The sequence below is a fragment of the Synechococcus sp. A15-44 genome (assembly GCF_014280115.1).
GTDB lineage: Bacteria > Cyanobacteriota > Cyanobacteriia > PCC-6307 > Cyanobiaceae > Parasynechococcus.
Genome location: NZ_CP047938.1, coordinates 388,154 through 409,232, shown reverse-complemented (window position 1 = coordinate 409,232; position 21,079 = coordinate 388,154). Strand labels below are relative to the sequence as shown.

The 21,079-nt window shown below is 61.2% G+C and carries 28 protein-coding genes and 1 tRNA gene; 20 read left to right on the top strand and 9 right to left on the bottom strand.

All coding sequences use genetic code 11. The features are described from left to right. The first annotated feature begins 41 nt into the window (after window positions 1-41). From SynA1544_RS02185 to SynA1544_RS02165, 5 genes are all read left to right on the top strand, one after another. Window positions 42-1,661 (top strand): phycobilisome rod-core linker polypeptide, encoded by a 1,620-nt coding sequence (locus SynA1544_RS02185; RefSeq protein WP_186514677.1) that lies wholly within the window; start codon window positions 42-44, stop codon window positions 1,659-1,661. Window positions 1,662-1,707: 46 nt separating this feature from the next. Further along, window positions 1,708-2,448 (top strand): phycobilisome rod-core linker polypeptide, encoded by a 741-nt coding sequence (locus tag SynA1544_RS02180; protein ID WP_186514676.1) that lies wholly within the window; start codon window positions 1,708-1,710, stop codon window positions 2,446-2,448. A gap of 293 nt (window positions 2,449-2,741) precedes the next feature. After that, window positions 2,742-3,278, top strand: a complete 537-nt coding sequence (locus SynA1544_RS02175) for a phycobiliprotein lyase (protein ID WP_186514675.1) — start codon at window positions 2,742-2,744, stop codon at window positions 3,276-3,278. A 15-nt stretch (window positions 3,279-3,293) separates the two neighbouring features. Beyond that, window positions 3,294-3,905: a chromophore lyase CpcT/CpeT gene (locus SynA1544_RS02170; protein WP_186514674.1), complete on the top strand. Its 612-nt coding sequence runs from the start codon at window positions 3,294-3,296 to the stop codon at window positions 3,903-3,905. Window positions 3,906-3,926: 21 nt separating this feature from the next. Next, entirely contained in the window at window positions 3,927-4,238 is a 312-nt protein-coding gene (locus SynA1544_RS02165) for a CpeR family transcriptional regulator (protein WP_186514673.1), read from the top strand. Here the strand turns inward: SynA1544_RS02165 and SynA1544_RS02160 are convergent. Continuing rightward, complete coding sequence (locus tag SynA1544_RS02160) at window positions 4,228-5,511, bottom strand: HEAT repeat domain-containing protein (protein WP_255477682.1); 1,284 nt, start codon at window positions 5,509-5,511, stop codon at window positions 4,228-4,230. The genes SynA1544_RS02165 and SynA1544_RS02160 overlap by 11 nt on opposite strands. A gap of 167 nt (window positions 5,512-5,678) precedes the next feature. Between SynA1544_RS02160 and SynA1544_RS02155 the strand changes: the two genes are divergently transcribed. Then, window positions 5,679-5,930, top strand: coding sequence for a hypothetical protein (locus tag SynA1544_RS02155; RefSeq protein WP_186514671.1), 252 nt, complete (start codon window positions 5,679-5,681; stop codon window positions 5,928-5,930). A 4-nt stretch (window positions 5,931-5,934) separates the two neighbouring features. Here the strand turns inward: SynA1544_RS02155 and SynA1544_RS02150 are convergent, their stop codons facing one another. After that, window positions 5,935-6,360 (bottom strand): DUF2656 family protein, encoded by a 426-nt coding sequence (locus SynA1544_RS02150; RefSeq protein WP_186514670.1) that lies wholly within the window; start codon window positions 6,358-6,360, stop codon window positions 5,935-5,937. Window positions 6,361-6,437: 77 nt separating this feature from the next. On the opposite strand from SynA1544_RS02150, the gene SynA1544_RS02145 reads away from it, so the two are divergent. Beyond that, window positions 6,438-7,334: a HEAT repeat domain-containing protein gene (locus SynA1544_RS02145; RefSeq protein ID WP_186514669.1), complete on the top strand. Its 897-nt coding sequence runs from the start codon at window positions 6,438-6,440 to the stop codon at window positions 7,332-7,334. Here the strand turns inward: SynA1544_RS02145 and SynA1544_RS02140 are convergent. From SynA1544_RS02140 to cpeB, 3 genes are all read right to left on the bottom strand, one after another. After that, window positions 7,322-7,951 carry a HEAT repeat domain-containing protein gene (locus SynA1544_RS02140; protein ID WP_186514668.1) on the bottom strand — a complete coding sequence of 210 codons (630 nt, stop codon included), beginning with the start codon at window positions 7,949-7,951 and terminating at the stop codon, window positions 7,322-7,324. The genes SynA1544_RS02145 and SynA1544_RS02140 overlap by 13 nt on opposite strands. A 137-nt stretch (window positions 7,952-8,088) precedes the next feature. Beyond that, complete coding sequence (gene cpeA / locus SynA1544_RS02135) at window positions 8,089-8,583, bottom strand: class 1 C-phycoerythrin subunit alpha (protein WP_006042151.1); 495 nt, start codon at window positions 8,581-8,583, stop codon at window positions 8,089-8,091. Between the two features lie 54 nt (window positions 8,584-8,637). After that, a complete protein-coding gene (cpeB, locus tag SynA1544_RS02130) occupies window positions 8,638-9,198 on the bottom strand; it encodes a class 1 C-phycoerythrin subunit beta (protein ID WP_186514667.1) in 561 nt (186 codons plus the stop codon). A 382-nt stretch (window positions 9,199-9,580) separates the two neighbouring features. On the opposite strand from cpeB, the gene SynA1544_RS02125 reads away from it, so the two are divergent. From SynA1544_RS02125 to SynA1544_RS02085, 9 genes are all read left to right on the top strand, one after another. Next, window positions 9,581-9,793 (top strand): hypothetical protein, encoded by a 213-nt coding sequence (locus SynA1544_RS02125; RefSeq protein ID WP_186514666.1) that lies wholly within the window; start codon window positions 9,581-9,583, stop codon window positions 9,791-9,793. Beyond that, window positions 9,793-10,404: a phycobiliprotein lyase gene (locus SynA1544_RS02120; protein ID WP_255477681.1), complete on the top strand. Its 612-nt coding sequence runs from the start codon at window positions 9,793-9,795 to the stop codon at window positions 10,402-10,404. The genes SynA1544_RS02125 and SynA1544_RS02120 overlap by 1 nt, the downstream gene beginning before the upstream one ends. Further along, window positions 10,404-11,111, top strand: coding sequence for a 15,16-dihydrobiliverdin:ferredoxin oxidoreductase (locus SynA1544_RS02115; protein ID WP_186514665.1), 708 nt, complete (start codon window positions 10,404-10,406; stop codon window positions 11,109-11,111). Before SynA1544_RS02120 ends, SynA1544_RS02115 begins: the two co-directional genes overlap by 1 nt. Continuing rightward, entirely contained in the window at window positions 11,108-11,884 is a 777-nt protein-coding gene (locus SynA1544_RS02110; RefSeq protein ID WP_186514664.1) for a phycoerythrobilin:ferredoxin oxidoreductase, read from the top strand. The genes SynA1544_RS02115 and SynA1544_RS02110 overlap by 4 nt, the downstream gene beginning before the upstream one ends. Before the next feature lie 173 nt (window positions 11,885-12,057). Then, window positions 12,058-12,576, top strand: coding sequence for a phycocyanin subunit beta (locus SynA1544_RS02105; RefSeq protein ID WP_186514663.1), 519 nt, complete (start codon window positions 12,058-12,060; stop codon window positions 12,574-12,576). Window positions 12,577-12,619: 43 nt separating this feature from the next. Then, complete coding sequence (gene cpcA / locus SynA1544_RS02100; protein ID WP_186514662.1) at window positions 12,620-13,108, top strand: phycocyanin subunit alpha; 489 nt, start codon at window positions 12,620-12,622, stop codon at window positions 13,106-13,108. A gap of 111 nt (window positions 13,109-13,219) precedes the next feature. Then, window positions 13,220-14,056 (top strand): HEAT repeat domain-containing protein, encoded by an 837-nt coding sequence (locus SynA1544_RS02095; RefSeq protein WP_370594085.1) that lies wholly within the window; start codon window positions 13,220-13,222, stop codon window positions 14,054-14,056. Between the two features lie 2 nt (window positions 14,057-14,058). Continuing rightward, window positions 14,059-14,700: a HEAT repeat domain-containing protein gene (locus SynA1544_RS02090; protein WP_186514661.1), complete on the top strand. Its 642-nt coding sequence runs from the start codon at window positions 14,059-14,061 to the stop codon at window positions 14,698-14,700. Next, window positions 14,697-15,176 (top strand): low molecular weight protein-tyrosine-phosphatase, encoded by a 480-nt coding sequence (locus tag SynA1544_RS02085; RefSeq protein WP_186514660.1) that lies wholly within the window; start codon window positions 14,697-14,699, stop codon window positions 15,174-15,176. Before SynA1544_RS02090 ends, SynA1544_RS02085 begins: the two co-directional genes overlap by 4 nt. On the opposite strand, the gene SynA1544_RS02080 is transcribed toward SynA1544_RS02085, so the two are convergent. After that, the gene (locus tag SynA1544_RS02080; protein ID WP_186515409.1) at window positions 15,160-16,677 is read right to left on the bottom strand and encodes a bifunctional pantoate--beta-alanine ligase/(d)CMP kinase; all 1,518 of its coding nucleotides are present in this window, start codon (window positions 16,675-16,677) and stop codon (window positions 15,160-15,162) included. The two genes, SynA1544_RS02085 and SynA1544_RS02080, sit on opposite strands and share 17 nt — an antisense overlap. Beyond that, the gene (locus SynA1544_RS02075) at window positions 16,674-17,213 is read right to left on the bottom strand and encodes a septal ring lytic transglycosylase RlpA family protein (protein ID WP_186514659.1); all 540 of its coding nucleotides are present in this window, start codon (window positions 17,211-17,213) and stop codon (window positions 16,674-16,676) included. Before SynA1544_RS02075 ends, SynA1544_RS02080 begins: the two co-directional genes overlap by 4 nt. A gap of 322 nt (window positions 17,214-17,535) precedes the next feature. Here SynA1544_RS02075 and purM point away from each other — a divergent pair, with 322 nt between their 5' ends. Then, entirely contained in the window at window positions 17,536-18,573 is a 1,038-nt protein-coding gene (gene purM, locus SynA1544_RS02070) for a phosphoribosylformylglycinamidine cyclo-ligase (RefSeq protein WP_186514658.1), read from the top strand. Window positions 18,574-18,691: 118 nt separating this feature from the next. Beyond that, the gene (locus SynA1544_RS02065) at window positions 18,692-19,324 is read left to right on the top strand and encodes a histidine phosphotransferase (RefSeq protein WP_186514657.1); all 633 of its coding nucleotides are present in this window, start codon (window positions 18,692-18,694) and stop codon (window positions 19,322-19,324) included. A gap of 9 nt (window positions 19,325-19,333) precedes the next feature. Here the strand turns inward: SynA1544_RS02065 and SynA1544_RS02060 are convergent, their stop codons facing one another. Beyond that, window positions 19,334-20,350 (bottom strand): aldo/keto reductase, encoded by a 1,017-nt coding sequence (locus tag SynA1544_RS02060; protein ID WP_255477680.1) that lies wholly within the window; start codon window positions 20,348-20,350, stop codon window positions 19,334-19,336. Here SynA1544_RS02060 and SynA1544_RS02055 point away from each other — a divergent pair. Together SynA1544_RS02055 and SynA1544_RS02050 are read left to right on the top strand one after the other, a co-directional pair. Then, the gene (locus SynA1544_RS02055) at window positions 20,349-20,507 is read left to right on the top strand and encodes a hypothetical protein (protein ID WP_186514656.1); all 159 of its coding nucleotides are present in this window, start codon (window positions 20,349-20,351) and stop codon (window positions 20,505-20,507) included. The two genes, SynA1544_RS02060 and SynA1544_RS02055, sit on opposite strands and share 2 nt — an antisense overlap. 14 nt (window positions 20,508-20,521) lie before the next feature. After that, on the top strand, window positions 20,522-20,980 hold the full coding sequence (locus tag SynA1544_RS02050) for a hypothetical protein (protein WP_186514655.1): 459 nt from the start codon (window positions 20,522-20,524) through the stop codon (window positions 20,978-20,980). Window positions 20,981-20,991: 11 nt separating this feature from the next. Here SynA1544_RS02050 and SynA1544_RS02045 read toward each other — a convergent pair. Next, window positions 20,992-21,062, bottom strand: a tRNA-Cys gene (locus tag SynA1544_RS02045). Window positions 21,063-21,079: the final 17 nt, after the last annotated feature.

Genomic DNA, 21,079 nt, shown 5'->3' with positions numbered 1-21,079 from the left:
GCCTGCTTTCCCAAACAAGGCCCTCCAACACCAATTCTCCCATGTCTTCCAACAGCTCTAACGCCCTTGGCTTCGGCGCCACCCAACTGATCCCCGGCCCCGTCTCCTACTCCCGCACCCGCACCCCCTCCGGCAGTGCAGCCGTGAGCAACGGCGACTTCCGCAATCAGGGCACCAAGGGTTCCGTCGATTTCTTTGCTGCAGACGACGAAACCGCTTTTGCCGCCACCGTGCGGGCTGCTTACCGCCAAGTGTTTGGCAACGTGCAACCCATGGAGAGCGAGCGTGCCACCAGCGCCGAATCCATGCTCCGCAACGGCGACATCAGTGTGCGCGAGTTCGTCCGCACCATCGCCAAATCTGAGTTTTACCGGTCCCGCTACTTCGAGGCGGTTGGCCCCCACCGTGCTGTTGAACTGAGCTTCAAGCATCTGCTGGGCCGCGGCCCCGTCAACGAAGCGGAAATCACCGCCCAGGTGACGCTGATGGCCAACGGTGGTTTCGATGCCGCCATCGACGGGATCCTGGATTCCGACGAGTACATCCAAACCTTCGGGGAAGACACCGTTCCCTACCCGAGCAGCTTCAACAGCCAGGCCGGTCAGCCCCAGGCCAGCTTCAACCGCATCGCCGCCCTCGAGCAAAATTTTGCTGGCAGCGATACGGCCATCGGCAGCCGCAGTCAGCTGCTGAGCAACCTGGCCCAGGGCTACAGCATCCGCATCAACCCGCCGGCTCAGGTGTACCGCAGCGGTTCGTCCGTGGCTGGTGGTTTCACCGGCAGCGGCAGCGCACGCGGTGTCTTTGCACCGGTGAAGCGCAGCACCGCTGATGGTGGTGACAACGCTCCGATGCGGGGAGACCTCTACGTCGGTTTTGGCCTTGGCCAGCGGGTTCAAGAAACCTTCGAACGTTGCGAGGGCGATTCCGCTGATCAGATCAACGCCCTGATCCGCTCCACCTACCGCCAGGTGATGGGCAACCCCCATCTGATGGAAAGCGAGCGCAGCCTCACCGCTGAAAGCAAATTCACCGAGGGCACCCTCAGCACCCGTGAATTTGTCCGCGCCATCGCCCTCTCTGCGGAATACAGCCGTCGCTTCTTCGAGAGCAACGCCCCCTACCGCTTCGTTGAGCTCAACTTCAAGCACCTGCTCGGACGCGCGCCCGTGTCTCAAGCCGAGGTGAGCGAGCACATCCAGCGTCTGGCCAACGAAGGCTACGAAGCTGAGATCAACAGCTACCTCGATGGCAACGAGTATCAGGAAGCCTTTGGGGAGTACACGATTCCCTTCCAGCGCGTGAGCACCGAGAACGGTCGCTCCCAGGTGGCCTTCAACCGCAACCTGGCGCTGTCCCAGGGTTACGCCTCCAGCGACACCGTCCAGTCGAGCTCCACCCTTGTGACCTCGGTTGCAACGAACAGCTCCCCCAACAACTGGAACAGCACCACCCAGCGGATCAACCGCATCGGCGCTGCATCCGGCACAACCGAGCCCACCGGCAAGCGCTACCGGATCGTGGTTCAAGCCCAGCCGGCGGGTGGCCGTCAGCGCACGCCGAATGCCAGCTACCTCGTGTCGGGCAAGGACATGACATCCCAGCTGGGCTACATCCACCGCCGCGGTGGCCGGATCGTGTCGATCACCGAAGTGATCTGATCACTGTTCATCAACCCTCTCCTTTACCCCTACACCACGTCGATTGATGACTGAAGCCACTGTGAACACCGCGAATTCCGACCTGCGCCAGGCTGATGCGCAGGCCGTGATCCGCGCGGCTTACCGCCAGGTATTCGGCAACGCCCACCTGATGGATGAAGAGCGCTGCAGCTCTGCCGAAAGCCTCTACGTGAATGGCGACCTCACTGTTCAGGGCCTGGTCACCGCCTTCGCCCAGTCGGACACCTACCGCCGTCTGTTTCTGGACAAGAACGGCCCCTATCGCTTCGTTGAGCTCAACTTCAAGCACCTCCTGGGTCGTGCCCCCCACAGCCAGGCCGAGCTGAGTGAGCACGTTCAGCGCCTCGCCATCGAGGGTTACGAAGCTGAAATCAACAGCTACACCTACAGCCACGAGTACCTCGACGCCTTCGGTGTCGACGATGTTCCCGCCATGCGCGGCAACAGCAGCCAACTGGGGCAGAGCAACGTGAGCTACACCCGCTCCGTGGCGATGGACTCCGGCTTCGCAGGCTTTGACGGCAGCACGTCTTCGATTCTGGTTTCCAGCATCGGCACCAATGCTGCCCCTGCTGCCGGACCCAAGACCCCTGGCCCCGGCAACCGGGACAGCAAGCGCTACACCATCACCTGGACCACGGCATCCCCTGTGGGTGTGCGTCGCCGTTCGGTGCAGCGCACCTCGGCTCCCTACAGCTCCCTCACCACAAGCATCCAGGCCATTCAGAAGCGTGGTGGTCGCATTCTTTCTATTGCGAACACTTAATCCTTGAGGCCTTCAGCCCCAACAGGCCTGCAATTCATTGCATGATCAAGCCCGGAAGCCAAGCTTCCGGGCTTTTTTAGTTCTGTCCGGGTCGAGACGACCCACCCTCGATTGGTCCTATGCCCCTGCTTCGTCAAAGCAACCACAACGAACGGCCGGGCCAGACCAACGGGCCATCCACCGCCAGCGTGCCGATGGCGATGTCGATGATGGTGGAATCCATGGTGCACATGGTGCAAACAGCGCGCACCGATTCCAATGCGAACACGGAAATCAAAGGCTGATTGTCCTCAATGAATCTTGCGACGTTCGTCGAACGCAGCGAGGGTCAATGGCGCTCCATGCGAAGCGGCCATTCCCTCGCTTTTCAGCAATTTGAAGAGGTGCTGAGCCAGATCAGCATCCAGCGGCTCAAGCTCGACGACGAACGCGTTCAGGAGTTGATTCAGGAGCAGACGGCTGCCCTTTCAGGAGAACCCGAAGCGCCGTTCCTGATGGAGTGGCATGCCGAAAGCGACTGGGAGCCCGATGATCCGTCCGAGGTCTCGGCGGGGTCCTGCATCCTCGTTCCGGTGCCTGACAACGACACGGAAGGGCAACTGCTTCGCAGTGTGGGCTACGCCGAAGCAGAACAGGCGATCTCCCGCTATCGCTTCCTCTCGGATGGCACCTTCGTGCTCAACACCCGCTACGGGCAGTCGATCGCTGAAGAGCGCATCTGGTTTGTGTCCGAACACGTGCGTTGCCGCTCCTCAGTGCTGCGCACCTCCGAAGGATCCGGGGTGCTGCAAACCTCCTTCGCCTCCGAGGTGAGGCGGTTGTCTGCCTGAGCCTGCCTGGTACCGATGCATCCTTCCCTGCTCTTCGCACGCACACTCTGCGGCCACTACAGCAACCGGGAACAAGCCCAGAACGACCCGAGCAAATTCGCGCACATCAACATCTTCTTCATGCCGCTGCCCTGGGATGTGCTGAAGGGTCCCGGGTTCTATTCAGAGCAGAGTTATGACCATGATCCCTGGCGCCCCTATCGCCAGGGCGTGCACCGGCTGCGCGCAGGCAACAACGGCGTTCACGTGGTGGAGAACTTCGGCATGGCGCAACCGGAACGGGTCGCCGGTGCGCCCCAACACCCCGCCCTGCTGGCGGCCATCCAGCCCGACACGCTTCAAGCGCGCTGCGGCTGCGCAATGCACTTCCACAGTTGTGGAGACAATGCTTATGAAGGCCGGGTTGAGCCAGGGAAAGGATGCCTGGTTCCTCGGGATGGACGGTTGACCTATCTGGTGAGTGAAGTGCGAGTGGATGCGCACTCCTGGAGCAGCCGTGACCGAGGCTTCGATCCAGACAGCGATGACCTGGTCTGGGGGTCAGAGCACGGCATGCTGCAGTTTCAACGGGTCGCGTCCTTGGCCGACGATCTGAATGAAGATTGGCTCAAGGGGCTCAACGACTGAGCCAGGCAATTTTGTTGAACCATGCCTGCAAGCTCTGCCGAAAAACAACTGAGAACCTGGATCCGATCCCAGCATCTGATCTGTCAGGGCACCGACTTCATCTTCGAAACCGTTGATCAGGCCCAACTCGAACGCTTCGAGAGCTGCCTGGGATCGATGGGAGGCCGTGTTCGTGAAGTGAAGGCTGTGGGCAATTGGCCCATGGGTCCCAACCGCTCCTTCAAGATTCTGCGCGCCATCGCCAGTGTTCCCCGCCCCGGCGGGGAAGAACTGGTGCAGTACTGGGCCAGCCGCGGGGCCAACAAAACCCGCTACTCAGAGATCAGTTCTTGACACGGGCCAAACGGGCCGACACATACGGATGCGGATCGGCATCCGAGTCAGGCACAACACCCAGCTGATCCATGGCCATCACGGCGGCATAGCGGCACTCCCAGAAGGATGTGGCTTCAGGATCCAACCAACGGCTGAGGTGCTGTCGGCACACCTCTGGAGCCAGGGCTGCCAAGCCGAGCAGTGCCGCGGGCTTGGACTTCATGAACTGGGGTCGGCGCGTGTCCACCGCCTCCAGCAACCACGTTGTGATGGTCTTCAGGGCATCGTCCGGCCAGTCGCGCACCGCGGTGAACAAGCGGATGAAGAAATAGTGGGCGCCGTAATCGTTGTGAGCCTCGTCGACCCAGCGCTGCTTCAGCAACGGCCAGAGCAACAGGGCTGGCCGGGAACGAACCGTGGTCAGCCCGAGGTAAGCGCGGCTGAAATCCGTGCCGAAAAATTCCTGAATCAGGAAATCATCGGCCGGCGTGGCGTCGTAGCGATGCACCAACACCAGATCATCCGGACGATCCAGCAACAGGCGATCAACAGCTTCGACGAGGTCGAGCCCTTCGCAGGTGAGGGCAGCCTCGGGCCAGAGCGCATTAAGCGCGCGCATGCGAAACACCGGCGAAACCGGGGCCTGGAGGATGCTGGGCAGCCACTGAACGGCCTGACAATCGATCAGATCCTGAATGGCGGCATGCCGGTCCATTTGGTTGGGCAGCGTGAGGTGGTCTTCCAGGGCTGCCACCTGATCCACCCGCCCCGTCAACCGCGCCAACGCCGAGCGTGCGGCACCGCGCACCCCAGGAACGTCGTCATCGATCAGCGCTTCAATCGCGGGCAACGCCGCCGTGACCTTCAACCCGGCCAAGCTCTGAATCAGCACACGCCTGTTCTGTGCAGGGTCCTGCAACAACGCAGTCATGCGCTCATGCAGGGCTGCTGATGCACTCCCGAGCTGTTCCAACGCCCAGGCGCTGTTCTCCACCAGGTAGGGGTCATCACTGTCCAAGCAGCGGCCAATGGCAGGAGCTGCCTCGTCCACCTTCAGCCGGCCCAACACTTCAACGGCTTTGCGGCGCGCCAGCTTTTTGGCTTGCTGCTCATCCGGGTCGTTCAGCAGCTCAATCAGGGCGCGTTGGGTGGGCTCACCCGGGAAGTTGATCAGGTGCGACACCGCCATGTAGTAGTCACTGGCGGAATCCAATTGATCGATCGGCAACGTGAGAATGCGCAGAGCTTCCTCGTGGGACAAGCCCTGATGGATGTTGTCGAAGCGGCTCACGAAAATAATCCCGGCGGCAGCGCCCGCCCAAGCAGAAACAGACCACGACTCTGCAGCGCCGATGGCCGCAGTGGCGCTTGCATTAAGAAGTGTCCATGCGCTGGAAACAATCACTAAGTCAGGGCAACCTGACACAAGTCATTTCGAGCACAAAAATGGGGCCTTCCTTGGCGAACTCCTTGCACGTGGCCACGGGCATCGGCGTTGATACGCCCCTGCGCAGCGCGCGGCAGCAACGTGTGCCCTTCAACCTGCTCAGCCGCAACTTTCAGCTGATGCATCAACGCGGCATCCAGATTTTGTCGGTGCGGGCACAGGCTGCAGACACGGCAACGGCAGAGGTCCAGCCAACCCCCTCGGCAGAGGCCGCTAGCCCAGCCAAAGAAACGTCCAAGCGGAGACGCCGGAACAAAAAGTGACGCCCTAGGCGCGTCGTTCAAACACGCCATCAGCTGGGCGACCCTGTTTCAAACCCTCCCAGTTGATGGCCTGCAGGAAAGCAGGGCCATCGATGGTTTCCACCACATCCACGCCCCAACTGCCCTCTTGAAGCGGTGAACCAGGGGCACCAGCAGTGTCCTTGCGGCCACCAAGGGCCAGCAGGTTGTGATCCTCTGAGTGTCCGCATGCCTTGCGGAAGGACCGCCAGGTGCGAACCAAAGCATCGGCCAGCTCATCGGCACTGCCCTCTGCCTCCAGCTTCACCAACCAATGGGGGTGATCAAGCGGTTCAACCGTGCTGATCCAATTGCCATTGGCCTGCAAACCGGCAGCCAGTTCAGCAGCAGACAAGGCCGGTAAATTCTCAGACTGCACCTGCAAATTGTGGGAAAGGACGAAGCAGGTCATGGCTCTAGCTCTGTGACGAAGACCCTAAAGCGAGAGGACAAAGTTCGATAATTCATGGCCACCGGTGCGCAACGGTCATGAGTGACCTTCCGTCTCTGTCCGTTAACGGGCAAAGCCAACAGCTGAACGAAGACGAAGCCAGTGAACTGGCGAAAGAACTGAAGCAGCAGTTGCGGAACGGCGAGGTGCCTGCTGCCGATGGTGAAAGCATCGAGCGGATGGTGGCCGGTCTGGGTGATCCCCGCGGCCTGATGCGTCTCACCTTTGCCGAGAGCCTTGGCGTGGTGGGCAAGGCTGCCGTGCCGTCGTTGTGTCGAGCCCTGGCTGAGCATGAAAGCGTCACGGTGCGGCGCGCAGCAGCCAAAACACTCACCTTGATCGAAGACCCCCGGGCACTCCCCGTGCTGCAGAAGGCCCTGCTGCAGGATCCGGATCCGGTGGTGCAGGGGTCCGCCGTGGGAGCGATGGCCGCCGTGGGGGAAGAAGCCATTGATGGAATGCTCGAGATTCTGATCAATCCCAGCAGCACCGCCATGCAGCTGGGTCTGGCCAGCTGGGGGCTGGCCTTCGTGGGGGCCCGTGCGCCGGAGGCACTGCGCAAGGCCGCCACATCAGAGCATGCGGAAATTCGTTGTGCTGCGATTGCAGCCCTCGGCGATCAGATCCAAGCCCTGGGGGACGATGCCGCCCGAGAGCTGGTGGAAAATGCGCTCACCGATGCCGAAACCGACGTTCGCGCTGAAGCGGCCACCCTGCTGGGCAAATTGCACAGCCCCGATTGGGCCGTCCCCCGACTGGAACCCTTACTCAGCGATCCACAAGGTCAGGTCCGTAAAAATGCGGCCCTCTCCCTGATGAAATTGCAGGCGGAGGGCAGCATCGCAAACCTGTCCCAGCAACTGGAACGGGAACAACAAGCCGACGTGAAAGCGGTGCTTCAACTCGCCATCAACCAGCTGGATCAGGACGGCTGACGCGCCTTGAGATCGCGCACACGCAGCAAAGCGGAGGTGAGTGTTTCACGCACATAGCCATCGATCCCTGGGTCGGCGAGCAGCTCTTCAAACCCTTGTTCAACAGCAGGGTCGTTGATCTCAGCCAAGGCATTCACCGCAGCAACACCCTGGGCCGGATTGTCACCGCGACTGATCTCCAACAGCAACGAAACGGCCTGCTGCCCCACCTGACCGAGAGCCATCACCGAAGCAACAGCAACCACCGGTGAGCTGTCCTGAAGCCCATCGCGAAGCACCTGCATCGCCTCCTCGCTGAAGGGAAGCCCGGGGTAGTTGGAGGCCAACTGGGCATAGGCCTTCACACAACTGGCCCGCACGGTGCCATCAGCACTGGAGCGAAAACATTCGGCGATGGGTTGCATGGCACATTCGCCGAATGCACCAAGCCCCCGTACGGAAGCCCGCCGCAGCGACACATCGGGCTGGTCCAACAGAGCAATCAAACGCGGCATGGCTTCGGCTTGCCAATGCTCCGCCATCGCCGTGAAGGCCTCGGTCTGGATGTAGGGATTGGGGTGAGCCAGATCGGCGAACAACCGATCGAGGTCGGGCACGGCGTCGTGTTCAGCACCCATGTCCGCGATTCAAGCGATGAAGACGCGACCCTAAAACGCAGATCAGGGCTCGGACTTGCCAAGCCCATGATCTCAACAAGACAAAAAAAAGGAGGCCCGAAGGCCTCCTTTCAACGTTCGACTGAATCAGAACCTGATCAGGACAGAGCGTTGATGGCGTAGTCGAGGTAAGCCTTGAACTCGTTCAGAGCCTGGGGGCTCATGTCGCGAGGAGCGCAAGCGCGGTCGCGGGTGTAGGTCAGAGCTTCCACGTAGGGAGCGGTGGGCAGACGCAGGGTGCGGTACACCTCACGAGCGCCGGCGATGCCCCACTCGTCCAGAGGGCCGGTGCCACCAACCACGAGGCAGTAGTTGATCAGGCGCAGGTAATGGCCCAGATCGCGGTAGCACTTGTCCACCTTGGTCTGGTTCTCACCAGCCTCACCGGGCTGCTTGAGGTAGGGGTACTTGTTGAAGCAGGCGTCGCCAGCTTCCTTGGTGACGGCGTCCAGACCGGCAGCCAGCTTCTCAGCGGCTTCCAGACGGGCAGCGGCACGTTGGATGTTGCCCTGAACGGCTTCGAGGTCGTTCTGGGAAGGGAAGCGACCAGCTGCGTCAGCGGCGGTCACAACGGTTGTTGCAACGGATTTCATGATGAGACCCTTAGTTGAAGTGTGCTTTGAAAAAGAGAGTTATCTCTCGCTGATTCAGCTGAGGGCGCTGATCACGCGGTCGAAGTAGGAAGCAGCTTCTGCAACCAGAGCAGAGCAGTCACCCTGGACGGTTTCCATCTTGCGGAAACGGGTCTCCACAGGGTTGGTGCCGGTGGTGTTGGTCTCGTTGATGTGAGCCGTGGAGGAAGCCTTCATGATGGCCACAGCGCGAGCAGCGGACTGAAGGGGCACACCCAGAGCCACATAGGTCTCCTTGAGGCCGTTCAGGCAGCGGTCATCCAGCACGGATGCGTCGCCAGCCAGCAGGGCGTAGGAGATGTAGCGGAGAACGATCTCACCGTCACGCAGGCAAGCAGCCATGCGACGGTTGGGGTAGCAGTTGCCGCCAGCCTGGACCAGGCCGGTGTTCTCGCAGATCATGCCGGTCACAGCATCAGAAACGATGCAGGAGGCATTGGAGGTGATGGCGTTCACAGCGTCGAGGCGCTTGTTGCCTTCGGCAACGAAGCCCTTCAGGGAAGCCAGTTCACCGCCACCGATGGGAGCAGTTTTAGCGTCGGCGCTAACGACGGCGCGGGAGAATGCGTCGAGCATTGGAAAGCAGGACATTTAGGGGCTGGTAGCCGCCAATCCAGCAGTCAGGACCCGTTCAGGAGCTCTGGCCATTGGCTTCAACCCGAGGGTCGAAGGTTTGGTGGCTTCGTGCTGGACCTCGGAAGGTCCGGCGCACAGCAAAATTAATCCGCTTCTCCAGCCGATCCCCTCATGCAGGGCCGATCACGCAAAGCTTCGTCATGGAAGAGACAAAGACATTGCAGACTCCAGTGCTCCACTCAAAAAGCAGTGAAGTTCCCGTCCCCTCTATCGCGCAGCCCGAGAACAAAACAACGGGATCTTCCAATTCACTTCATCTTTGACCCATCTATTTAATGGGCTGTTCTGCAGCCCGTAGGCTCCACAAATTCCTGCCCAAACCATGACCGACGCGTCCGCCCAGGAACTCAAGGAATCCATTGAGGAGCTCACCGCCTACCGCGATCGCCTGAAGCAAGACGTGATCGGCATGGGTCAAAAACTGAAGCTGCCCCAGAAGAAAATCGACGCCACCCTGGCCGACCACCCCGAACTGCAACGCATCGAAGGCATCCTTCAGCAACTGCAGGATCAGATCGCACAGCAGGGGAGCTGATGCCTCAACTGACCCCACCGATGTGCATGGCGGATTTCTTCGCCGCCAGTCGCGGCACCTGGATGACCCGCCGGGCCGTGCACCATCTGGATCACCAGGACGACGAATTCGCTGACTCCAACCTCGTGATCGAACCGTTCGACAGCAGCGACCCTGTGCTGACGCAGATTTGCTCCAATCTCGGGGTCGCCACGTCAGACGCTGCAGGTGGGGCGCGGTTCTGGTGGGAAAGCAATCTCAAAGAAGGGGCCCGCAGCGACGACCACGCGGCCGTGCTGATTGACGCGCCACACAAAGACGACCCCCGCCGAGGATTCCTGCTGCGCGACAAGGGTTATGTGGAGAAGCAATCGGTGGTGAGCACGTACGCCTTCGCCGATGACGGGGTGCTCACGATCACAACCCGCTACGACACCAATGTGGGCATCGAACGCTGCTGGTTCGTCACCGATGACCTGCGCATGCGGGTGAGCTCCGTGCAGTGCCTGGATGGCGTCTCGATGACGACTTATTGCACGGAATTTCGCTGCCCCTCAGCCGACGACCTCACAGCACTGCGCCAGCAAGCTGAAGCCCTGCAGGCAGACAACGATGCAACGGAGCCCGGCTGATGTTTGACCCCTTCCTGCAGGAACTGGAGAACGGCATCCGCAGCCGAGGTGGTGAGCCCATTGCCGTGCCTGAAGGGCTTGCCCATCAGCAATCCACAAAAACCGGGAGCCACATCAACAGTTGGCTCTGGCAAGTGCCCGGTTTCCGGCGCTGGAGAGTCACGCGGCTCGATGCCGGGGACAGCCTCCAGGTGCTGAATTCCGTTGCCTACCCATCACCGGATCACGATCACCCGCTGCTGGGCATCGATCTGCTGTGGTTCGGAGCGCGCCAGAAATTGGTGGCCGTCCTCGACTTCCAGCCGTTATCCCAGGAACCCGCCTATTTCGATCGTCATTACAACGGCCTGAAAGCACTGCACGATCAGTTCCCTGATCTGAGCGGAGAAGAGACGATGCGGTCGTTTGACCCCAATCAATACTTCTCCCCATGGCTGCTGTTCTGCCGGGGCGGTGCTGAGCAGGCTGAAACCTCACTGCCCAAAGCGTTCACGCCGTTTTTAGCGGCGTACTGGTCGCTGCATGATCAAGCCAAAGCGAGCAGCAGTGCTCTTGAGCCAGACAGCGTGCTGAAGCTTCAGCAGGCCTACGACGTGTACAGCGCTGAACGGGATCCAGCCCACGGCTTGTTCACCAGCCATTTCGGCAAAGACTGGTCGGACCGCTTCCTCCACGACTTCCTCTTCCCTGCCAGCCAGCCCGCATGACCGCCTCCACCCGCAGCGACAGCCTTGCCCCCGTTCGCATCGACGGTTGGCGCTGGCAACCCTTCCTCGATCAGGCCATCGCAGCTCTGGAACCGCTGACACCCGAGGCCTATCCGGTGCCAACGGATTTTCTCGAGAAGCACGGAACCACCGGATCCAAAGCCAAACCAGTTCCGGTGACCACCGCCACCTGGGCCTGTTCCACACAAAAGCTTCGGCAGGTGAGAGCGGCCTGCGTTGAAGCCGGTGCGTCCGCATCCGTGCTCAATTTTGTGATCAATCCCAGCTGCCGCTACGACCTCCCCTTTTTCGGGGCCGATCTGGTGACACTGCCCAATGGCCATCTGCTAGCGCTCGATCTGCAACCAGCTCTGAAAGAAGACGACGCCCACACGCAAGCGGTTTGGCATCGGCTGATGCCGATCTTTGATCGATGGAAGGCAGAGTTGCCGGATGGAGGTCCCATCCCCGATGAAGCCAAGCCCTACTTCTCACCCGCCTTTCTCTGGACCAGGATCCCCCTTGGAGATGAAGGGGATGCCCTGATCCAAGCGGTGATTCGTCCGGCCTTCGAGGAATACCTCAACCTCTATCTCTCACTCGTAGACGAAGCACAGCCTGTGGACGATGCCCGCGCGGACCTGCTCCTGGGAGGCCAGAAGCGCTACACGGCCTATCGCGCCGAAAAGGATCCGGCCCGCGGCATGCTCAGCCGCTTCTACGGAAGTGAGTGGACCGAGGCGTACATCCACGACGTGCTCTTCGATCTCTGATCGAAATGAACGCTCAACTTCCTTGTTGTTGCAGCGGAGTTAAGCATTATGAACAGCTGTCGAGGGCGTCTCGAGCCGTTGGTCAGAATCTCTTCCGACGGGATGCGACCTGCCTCCCGGCACCCATCCCTGTCTGAAGACTTTCTCCAGACGTAGTCCACAGGAGCACCAACATGTTCGACGCCTTCACCAAGGTTGTCGCCCAGGCCGATGCCCGGGGCCAATTCCTCAACGCCAGCGAAATCGACGCCCTGGCCGCGATGGTTTCCGAAAGCAATAAGCGCCTGGATGCCGTCAACCGCATCACCAGCAACGCTTCCAGCATCGTTGCCGACGCAGCCCGCCAGCTGTTCGCTCAGCAGCCTGCCCTGATCGCCCCCGGCGGCAACGCCTACACCTCCCGTCGCATGGCTGCTTGCCTGCGCGACATGGAGATCATCCTGCGTTACGTCACCTACTCGATCTTCACCGGCGACGCTTCCGTGATGGAAGACCGCTGCCTGAACGGTCTGCGTGAGACCTACCTGGCTCTGGGCACCCCCGGTGCTTCAGTGGCTGCCGGCGTGAACCTGATGAAGGACGCCGCCATCTCCATCGCCAACGACAAGGCCGGCATCACCAACGGTGACTGCACCGCGCTGATGAGCGAGATCGGCACCTACTTCGACCGCGCTGCCGCCGCCGTCGCCTGATCGCGACCCGGTTTCAGACGTTCACACCACCTTTTTCAGACTCATGAAAACCCCCCTCACCGAAGCGGTTGCCGCCGCCGACTCCCAGGGTCGCTTCCTCAGCAACACCGAAATCCAGGGTGCTTTCGGTCGCTTCAACCGCGCCAAGGCTGCTCTCGAGGCTGCCAAGGCCCTCACCACCAAGGCTGACACCCTGGTGAACGGTGCTGCACAGGCCGTGTACAGCAAGTTCCCCTACACCACCCAGATGCAGGGACCGACCTACGCCTCCACCCCGGAAGGCAAGGCCAAGTGCTCCCGTGACATCGGCTACTACCTGCGCATGGTGACCTACTGCCTGGTCGCTGGTGGCACCGGTCCCATGGACGACTACCTGATCGCTGGTCTCGATGAGATCAACCGCACCTTCGAGCTCTCCCCCTCCTGGTACGTGGAAGCTCTGAAGTACATCAAGGCCAACCATGGCCTGAGTGGTGAGGCTGCCACCGAAGCCAACAACTACTTCGACTACGCCATCAACGCTCTGGTCTGATCGAACGATCAGCTGGCAGCTTTGAATGCCAGTGAAGTTCAGGCCTCCCGCAAGGGGGGCCTTTCTTTTGCCATGCCAATGGCACCATCAACATTGAAGACCAGCTCCGCCATGGCGATGCAACCGGGAGCCGATGCCACGCAAAGCGGCGCGGGCGATCCGATCGATGAACCTGAGGCCCTCAGGCGTCTGCAATTGGATGACGATCCTTCAGCGCAGTACTACGCCGCCTGGTGGCTGGGTCGTCAACGCAGCCAGCTTCCCCAAGCGGTGATCCTGTTGAGGAAAGCGCTTCAGCAACGTCGGCCGCGGCAACTGGGAGACGATGTGGAGGAGAACGCGGTGGCTCGCAACGCCGCTCGCGCCCTTGGGAAGCTTGGTCCGATCGCCGCTCCAGCGATTCCCGATCTGCTGGAGACCCTCAACGACGACGACCATGGATTGCGGGAAGCAGCAGCTCGCTCACTCGGACAGCTGAACGCCACAGCAGCCGTTCCACTTCTTGTGGCACGGCTGGCCAGTGGGCCTGCTGTGGCTGGAGCCCGAGAGGAAGGCACGCCACGATTGAAGGAACCCTGCGATGCCCTGCTTGAAGCCTTGGGGGACATTGGTGTAGTTGAAGATCAGGTGCTCCAGGTGCTGCATCTGTTCCTCGACCACGAGCGTCCTGTGGTGCGCAGTTCCGCCTGCAGGGCTCTGCTCCAACTCACGGGTGAATCCCAATGGGGAGAGCGGATGGTTGCGTTGCTGCACCACGACCAGCTGCAGGTCCGCCGAGCGGCCCTGATGGATCTTGGTGCCACCGGCTGGTACCCGGCCCTGGACGCGATCAGCAACACGCTGGCGGAGAACAGCCTGAAATTGATTGCGCTGCGAGGTCTCGCCGAACAAGCGGACAACCCAGCTCCCGATGAAGCCGTACTGGATGCCATGGACGCCCTGCTCTGACGATGACCACTCCCCCTGAAATTCAGACCCTGATCGATGCAGTGGTCAGGGCAGACACCTCCGATGGACTGCTGGAGGCCACCGAAGCTCTTGCCGCCACAGGCCATCCGGACAGTGCACCCTGCCTGTTGGAAATCCTCGGCTTCAACAATCCCGGTGCGGCAGTTGCCGCCGTTGATGGGCTGATCGCGATCGGCGAACCGGTTGTCGACACCATCCTCGACAACCTGGATGGCTACAACTACGGAGCCAGGGCTTGGTCGGTGCGGGCCCTCGCGGGCATCGGTGATCGCCGAGGCCTATCTGTGCTCGAGCGGGCTCTCGCCGCAGACATTGGGCCAAGCGTGCGTCGAGCAGCCGCCTGCGGTCTCGGGAACCTGAAACTCAGTGATGCTGAGCAAGCTGATGCAGAACGACAGCGCTGCCTGTCGGGGCTGATCCAAGCCACAGGTGATGGCGAATGGATTGTGCGTTACGCCGTGACGGTTGGCCTGGAACGCCGGCTCAACGACGAGCATTGCCCGGATGCGCTGCGCAACGCTGGCCTTGAAGCTCTTGAACAGCTGAATTCGGACGCCAAGGAAGATGTCAAGGTGGTGCGCCTTCGGGCCGCACTGGCCCTCCAACGCCTCAACGCCGGATGACCCAGAAACTGTTGTTCGTCTGCCTCGGAAACATCTGCCGCTCACCAGCGGCCGAAGGCGTCTTCCTGCATCTGCTTGAAGAGCGTGGGCTCAGTGATCAGTTCGTGGTGGATTCCGCCGGAACGGGTGGATGGCATGTGGGCAATCCAGCAGACCAACGCATGCAGGCTGCAGCCAACCGCCGCGGCATTCAGCTGCCCAGCCGCGCACGGCAGATCAGCCTCGACGATTTCTCCAGTTTCAATCTTGTGCTGACCATGGACGACGACAATCTCACCGCCGTGCAAGGACTGGCCAGGGAAGCTGGGGCACAAGCAACGGCCAGCATCAAACCGATGCTCAGCTACGCCCGCCGGTTCTCTGAAACGGAGGTTCCTGATCCCTATTACGGGGGCGAGGCGGGTTTCGAGCATGTGCTCGACCTGCTCGAAGACGCTTGCTCCAACCTGCTGGACGAGCTCAGCCCGCCGGCGTAGGCCACGCTTCTTCGGCCACCCGAGAGCGGAACTGCGCCACCAGGGCATCGATCACAGCCTCAATGCTCATGCCATCGGTCACAAGCTCCACCGCATCTTCCGCCTGGACCAGGGGGGCTTCCTCGCGCGTGCTGTCGAGATGATCCCGTTCAGCGATCTGGGCTTCGAGCTCAGATCGCTCAGGCACCGGGAATCCCCGCTGCTCCAGATCCAGAGCACGGCGCCGGGCCCGTTCACCCACCGTGGCCGTCAGGAACACCTTCAGATCAGCATCCGGGAAAACAGCGGTGCCGATGTCGCGACCTTCCGCCACCAAGCCACCCTTGGCACCCATTGCTTTCTGTTGAGCAGTCAGCGCTTGCCTGACGCAACGGTGGGCCGCCACAGCCGAAACCGAAGCTGTGACCTCAGGCGAGCGAATCGCTTCACTCACGTCCTGCCCATTGACCAACACCTGCTGGCCGCCACCGGGCAACGACCGAAGCTGAAGGTCGAGCTCGTTCAACAGCGGCGCAATCGACGCTGCATCTTGGGGGTCCACACCGTTCTGTTGCACCAACCAGGTCACCGACCGGTACATCGCGCCGGTGTCGAGGTAAACCAGCCCCATCCGCTCAGCAAAGGCTCTGGTGACGGTGCTTTTGCCAGCACCGGCAGGGCCATCGATGGCAACGAGAGGCTGGCGGGTCATCAGAAACACATGATCGATCAAACGGGTCGTCCCGCAGCGCACTGCCGCGGCCAACAACGAGATGGCTGTTGCAGAGCCACAGGGCTGAAGCGTGAAGGGGTCGACCCTCTCTACATATTCCACCTCAAGCCCTGCATCACGGAGGCTCCTGCGCACCGATGCCTCAGGATCGTTTGGCTTCGCAGAGCGCAACGCCACCGGCAGAGCAGCGGCTCGAGCGCGATCAGCCATTGAGAGGTATTGGTTGCGGGAACTCAAGGCCAGACCGTCGGGTTCACGAACGGTGGGAACACCCCGTACCGCCACCTCCAGATCAAGATCGGCCACCAACCGGCGCAGGATCACCAGCTGCTGCCAATCCTTTTCGCCCAGCCAGAGACAGGCCGGCTCCACGAGCTGAAGTAGGCGGGCCACGACCGTGACCACACCATCAAAATGACCTGGACGGGAGGCTCCGCAAAGATGAGCCTGCAGGTCTGTCGGTGCTGAGCGCGACACCGCTGACTGGCATCCGCCGGGGTAGACCGCGTCGACAGCCGGAGCCCATAGGGCATCAGCCCCGCAGCGTTCGGCCAAGACCTGATCCGCTTCGAGGGTTCGCGGATAGCGATCAAAATCTTCAGTGGGCCCGAATTGGAGTGGATTGACGAACACACTCACCAGAACAGGACCCCGCTCTGAGGCCAGGCGAATCAATTCACCGTGGCCCTCATGCAGGCCGCCCATCGTTGGGACGAATTGCAGCGGTCCATTGAGGCTGGCCCGGAAGCAATCCAGCTCAACCTGCGTTGAAAGAACAACGAGGCTCAGCGCAACACCTCAAGCTTGACCTGGGCGATTCCAGAGGCGACCAAGCCAAGATCAGAAGCGGCTCCATGGCCGAGGTCGATCACCCGGTGATCCACAAAAGGCCCGCGGTCATTGATGCGAATCACGGCCGTGCGGCCATTCCAGAGGTTGGTGACGCGCACTTTCGTTCCAAAGGGAAGCGTGCGGTGAGCCGCCGTCATCGTGCCGGGCTTGTAGACCTCGCCATTGGCCGTGCGGTTGCCGTAGAAACCAGGTCCGTACCAGCTGGCTTCACCAGTGATGACCTTCACCACCTGAGGAACGACCTTCAGCTTCGGCTTAGGCAGTTCAGCGGCGGGCGGCGCAACGACAGACTTGACTTCGTCAGAAGAAAGCGTTGCCTGAAGTTCAGGGGCCGTGGGTTCGATCACCAAATCGAGAGGATCAATCGGCTCTGCCCCATCGAGGGACAGGAAGTCACTGGCCACGACGGGCAACAGCGCTGCACTGCCTGAAATCGCTCCGGAGAGCATCGCCACCGTCAGAAGGACTCGCATGCATAGCGGCATGCCCAACGGTTTCGAACCTGAACTCTCAGGTTTCGAACGCCAGGTGACCTATCAAAAGAAAAGTTCCTCATGAACTTAAAAAAAACGGTTGAAGATAAAAACGGGGCCCATCAGCATGATCGGCACAACATCCCAAACCCAACTGCGCCATCAAACCCCGCTCCAACTGGCGGATCAACGCCGAAACGCAAGCCCCAATGCATAAGCCGCGAGCCGATAGCTCATAAGCGCAACCAATCAGAATTTGTGCCGGCAACCCAAGCGGAACAGGTTCCGCGGCATTGCAGGATCAGAGAACCGGATTCGTTCCATGGATTACAAGAGCGCTGGAGTTGACGTTGAGGCCGGGCGCGCGTTCGTGCAGCGCATCAAGGCGTCTGTGGAAGCCACCCACCGACCGGAGGTCATCGGCGGCCTTGGTGGTTTTGGGGGACTGATGCGTCTTCCAACAGGACTTCGCAAACCCCTGCTTGTATCAGGCACCGATGGCGTTGGAACCAAACTGGAACTGGCTCAGGAACACGGCAGCCATCACGGCGTGGGCATCGACCTGGTGGCGATGTGCGTCAACGACGTGATCACCTCAGGAGCAGCGCCCCTCTTTTTTCTGGATTACATGGCCACCGGCGCACTGGCGCCGTCAGCGATGGCCGAGGTGGTGGAGGGAATCGCCGATGGCTGCAGGCAAAGCGGTTGCGCCCTGCTCGGCGGCGAAACGGCTGAGATGCCAGGGTTCTACCCCGAGGGTCGCTATGACCTCGCTGGTTTTTGTGTGGCTGTCGTCGAGGAGGACGAGCTCATTGATGGCCAGCGGATCCAGCCCGGCGACAGCGTGATCGGCATGGCCAGCAGCGGCGTGCACAGCAATGGCTTCAGCCTGGTGCGCAAGGTGCTGGAACGGGCCAATGCGGATGCAAACACCGTGTATGGCGACGACCAGCGACCGCTGATTCGCGATCTGCTGGCACCAACAACCTTGTATGCCGACCTGGTGCAACACCTGCTGCAGAGCGGATGCGAGCTCCATGGCATGGCCCACATCACCGGCGGAGGGCTACCGGAAAACCTGCCGCGGTGCCTGCCGGACGGCTGTTCGGCTCGCATCGATGCCACCAGCTGGACGAGACCACCCCTGTTCCGTTGGCTGCAGGAGGCAGGAGACATTCCTGAACGGGACCTCTGGCACACGTTCAACCTCGGCATCGGCTTCTGCCTGGTGGTGCCGGCGGGCAATGAAGACGCTGTGATCGAGCAGTGCCGCATCAAGCAACATCAGGCCTGGGTGATTGGCACGGTGACCTCCAACGCCCCTGGCAGCACCCCAAACCTGGAAGGGATTCCCGCCTGATTGCGTCAGTTTCAGACGGGTTCCCTGCATCAGACCGACAGCCCAAGCGGGATCGAATAGGCTGCCCGGAAGCACATCGGAACCTTTTCCGATAGCGGCGTCAATACATCTTTTTTCAATGCCTTTTGATAAGCCCCAGCGCATTACGCGCCGTCGATCCTCTGCAGGTCCGGTTCCTCCAAGGCGTCCTTTGCCTTCAGGCCAAGACAGGCAACAGGGCTACAGGCAGGGTCCACGACCAACTTTTCTCACGCTCCGGGATCACGGCAAGGTGTTCGTGGCCGACATGCCCCACCTTTCGGATGGGCAACTGGCTCACATCGGCAAGGAAGCCCAGGAGGTTTTGGAAAGCCTCGAACGGCGGATTCAAGACATGGAGCAGGAGCTCAGTCATGGTCCTCAGGAGCGCGACACCCTGATCAAGGCGTCCACCAAGCGCGATGTCACACGCAGGTTCATCCGGGCAATTCAGGACGAGCAGGAACATCGCCAGAACAACCCCGCTCTGAGGAGCGCTGCTGGCGAATCGCTTCCGCGCACCTTTCTGGAGGTCGCCCGGCATCGACTGCCTGGGGCAACCTTTGATTCCTTGCTGCAGGAAGCCCTCGCCGCCTGTGCCCAGCAACAGGACACTGCCCCAGCCCCCACTCGCCTGGAACCCTCGCAAGACAAAGTCGTCCCGATTCGCAACGACAGTGACAGCCTCCCGGTGGTGGTGAGCCCCGCCCCTGAATCCGCCTCGGAGGCCTGAGCAGCTCGCTCAGCGACTCTGGAAGGGATTGGCTGGCATTCGCTCGCGGCAGCGGCATCGGGCCTCATTCAACCGCTGACGTTCCTGCAACGACATCGACCACTGCAGTGCAGCCGCGACATCCCTGGCCTGATCAGGAGTTCGCAGTCCTGGGATCGGCGTTGTGCACAGAGCTCTGCACCAGTTCAAGGCAACTTGCACCATCGATGCCCCTCGCTCGATCGCGATGGCCTGCATCTCACAGCGCAGCTCAAGGCTGGCCGGCAGCAGTCGCCGAAACAGGCGGCGTCTCAACCACGTGGCAGGAAGCGTCTCTTCAGCCCCAGGAGCACAACCAAGAACGCCGAAGGCCAGAGGGCTGTAGGCCAACACCTCCACATCAAGGTCCCTGCTGACGGCAATCAACTCGAGCAGCTGATCATCCGCAGGCGCCAGAAGTGAACACTGCACCTGAACACTGCGCAGAGGAACACCACGCTTTGCCAGGCGACCGTGGATCAACGCCAAGCTTTGGGGACCCAGGTTGGAGAGCCCCAGCTCATCGACCCGACCACACAGCACAAGATCTGCCAAGCCATCGAGAAGACCTGCCTCCTGCCACGGGGCATAACGCGCTGTACTCCAGTGCAACTGCACGCGCCGGAGCTGCCCCTTGAGCCGCGTTCGACTGGCCTCGAAGGCGGCATCGAAACCCCGACGGCCCCATCGCCAGGGGAAAGGGGCCAACTTCGTGGCCACCGTCAACTGTGATCGCCGCAGGGCTGGCAACTCGGCAATGAATTCGCCCAGAAGCTCCTCACTGCGTCCATTCAGGCTCCCCGTTCCGTAGGAATCAGCGGTGTCGATCAAGTTGATCCCCGAGCTGAGGGCTTGTCGGAATGTGGCGCGAAGTCGAGCGTCATCCCGCTGGGCGTCGTATCCCCAGACCGCCTTGTTGCCCCAGGCCCAGGTGCCAAAACCGATGCCGTTCAACAGGGCGATGCTGCTTCCAGCCATGATCGCCTTCGTCCCGTCCTGCTGCGTCATGACCGCATCCCCCGCCAAGGAACCTGCGACATCGACCGATCAGAGGGCGGAGGGATCGACTGCAGACGAGGAACGCATCCTCTGCAACCACTGCCGTAGGACTGCCAGCAACGGCATTCGCTGCCTGGGCATGTGCGTCGCCGACAGCGATTACTGATGATCCAGCTGTTGATGGCTTCACTGCTGCTCGCCGTGCCGGCAACGACCAACCCAACCCTGGCCTTTGGCCGCTTGGAACACAGGCCTTCAAGCTGCCGCATCGTGGTCGACAGCAAATCCTTGGATTGCGAACGGCTCGAGATCGCGATGAACGGAAGCAGCGGGCTGAGGCTTCGCTTCATCGGAGACGATGCGAAAACAGGGGGGAGCTATCAGCTGAGCTTCGTCAGCCTCAAAGGAGACCAAGACAGTCCGCTCCGCTGTGACCGCTCAGGCTGCCGATTGGATCGCCGCAGCTGGAGCGCATCTCTGCTCAGCACGTCATGGGTCCGCTTTGATGACCGAGGACTTCCCAAGGGCCTTCCGGCAACCCGCACCGCCCAAGGACGCTGCTGGATTGATGCAGAGACCATCGGCTGCGAGAGTCACTCACGCAACATTCCCAATTTGAGCGCGGAGGCTCAACTGTGATGAGGATTCAAAGGCGGCACCCAGATTCGAACTGGGGATAAAGGATTTGCAATCCTCTGCCTTACCACTTGGCCATGCCGCCGCCGGGGAACAGCCGCT